Origin of the sequence: Photorhabdus viridis, assembly GCF_040256935.1 — a bacterium.
Lineage (GTDB): Bacteria > Pseudomonadota > Gammaproteobacteria > Enterobacterales > Enterobacteriaceae > Photorhabdus > Photorhabdus viridis.
In genome coordinates this window covers 1-445 of record NZ_JBEJZY010000275.1, presented here as the reverse complement: position 1 = coordinate 445, position 445 = coordinate 1, and the positions used below count along the sequence as shown (strand labels likewise).

1 pseudogene is annotated in these 445 nt (G+C 57.1%); it reads left to right on the top strand.

The features are described from left to right. Positions 1-228: 228 nt before the first annotated feature. Positions 229-445, top strand: a pseudogene (locus ABR397_RS23335) (site-specific tyrosine recombinase XerC); the annotation flags it as partial.

Genomic DNA, 445 nt, shown 5'->3' with positions numbered 1-445 from the left:
AAGTCTGGCTCAAATGAAGGCAAGTCAGGGTCAAGTCTGCCCCAAGTCGGGGTCAAGTCTGGTTCGCCAAAACCGGCGGCAAGCCGCAGTAGCACAGGGCTGAATGACTCGCAAGTCTGGGCAGACAGAAAAGGACTGTTCCGGCCACCTAAGAATCAAGCCATCGTACCGTCGTGATGTATCACACACTGATAACACTAACCGCTGTTCTCTACAGGAAATCCCATCATGTCATCACCCGTTAAACGTCAATCCAACCCCCGCCCGCTGACCCTGCGCCAGCATCTGGACGCGTATCTGGATAACCTGCTGTTGCAGGGGGCGAGCCAAAAGAGCCAGTCCGCCCGTCATGAACGGCTGTCGCCGTTCGTCAGCTGGTGCGAGGCACAGGGCGTAATATCCGCCGCTCAGGTCACCGAGCCGTTACTGGCAAACTGGCAGCAGT